This is a genomic window from Colwellia sp. MB02u-14 (genome assembly GCF_014076915.1).
Classification (GTDB): Bacteria; Pseudomonadota; Gammaproteobacteria; order Enterobacterales; family Alteromonadaceae; genus Colwellia_A.
Window position 1 is genome coordinate 1 of the sequence record NZ_JACGUX010000075.1, and the last position, 1,475, is coordinate 1,475.

Here is a 1,475-nt window from a genome sequence, read left to right on the forward strand (position 1 = left end):
CTTATAGTTGGACCAATCCATTTATCAATCGATTAGTTTACTATATTTGATAAGTGGAATATGCCTCTGTTGGTTACGAATATTGAACGGCAAACATCCAATGTTTCTAACAAGACGTTCGAACCAACAGAGCTACTCGCTTCAAAACGCATACTCAGGGATCGCCTACGACGACTATCTATAAGACCTGCGAGAAACGAGACTTAAGCACATTCCATCTATAACTTTACTCGCTGGAGCATCAAAATGAAAGCATATAACGTCGATGATTTCGCTGCACTTATTGGTATCGATTGGGCTGACAAAAAACATGATATATGTGAGCACCCAAAAAACACTAAACAATATCACTACACCGTCATAAAACATAAACCCGAAGCGCTTCACAAATGGGCAATGGATCTTAAGCGGCGTTACCCAGATCAGAAAATTGCTATTGTGTGTGAACTTAAAAAAGGCCCCTTAATTTATGCGCTCGCAAAATATGACCACCTCGTCTTATTTACGGTGAACCCATCCGCGGTCGCAAATTACCGTAAGGCATTCACGCCTAGCGGCGCAAAAAATGACCCGACAGATGCATTCATACAAGTTGAAATGATTAAACTTCACATAGATAAACTCTCAGTGATAGTACCTGAGTCAACATCAATGAGAGCATTAGCGCAACTGGTTGAGTATCGTCGTAGTCTAGTACAAGATAGCGTCGATTTATCAAATAAAATAACCGCAACGTTGAAGAACTACTACCCTCAAGCGCTTGAATGGTTTAAAGAAAAAGATACCTTAATCTTTTGTGATTTCATCAGTAAATGGCCATCGCTCACCGCGGTTAAAAAAGCCAGAAAGCAAACCTTAGTAGACTTCTTTAATCGTCATAACTCACATTATGAAACCGTCAATAATGCTCGATTGCTTAGCATTAAAGAAGCCGTTCCGTTAACCGAAGATGAAGGTGTAATAGCCCCTAATCAACTGTTAGTAGAAGTGCTTATCGCACAATTCAAGGTGTTACTTATGGGTATTGAACAGTTGGATAAAGCAATAAAACAGCTGTACAAAAAACAACAAGACAAGGCTATTTTTGATAGTTTACCTGGCGCAGGCCCACAACTAGCACCGCGCTTATTAGTCGCTTTTGGGCACAATAGAGAACGTTATACGGATGCTTCACAGATGCAGAAGTATGCGGGTATTGCACCCGTTATTGAAAGCAGTGGTAAAAAGACATGGACACATTGGCGATATAGTTGTCCTACTTTTTTAAGGCAAACGTTTGTTGAATGGGCGGGTTTTTCGATACGATATTCATTCTGGGCAAAAGCTTATTATGAGCAACAAAAAAGTAAAGGTAAACCACATAACAGCATAATAAGGTCTCTCGCTTTTAAGTGGATTAGGATAGTATTTAGGTGCTGGAAAACGAAGACGCCCTACAACGAATCAAAATATTTAGAAGCATTAAAACGAAGAGG

1 protein-coding gene is annotated in these 1,475 nt (G+C 39.8%); it reads left to right on the plus strand.

Annotated elements, in window-relative coordinates:
* Positions 1–246: 246 nt before the first annotated feature.
* On the plus strand, positions 247–1,475 hold a 1,229-nt coding region (locus tag H4J52_RS10335), incomplete at its 3' end, for an IS110 family transposase (protein WP_182224613.1).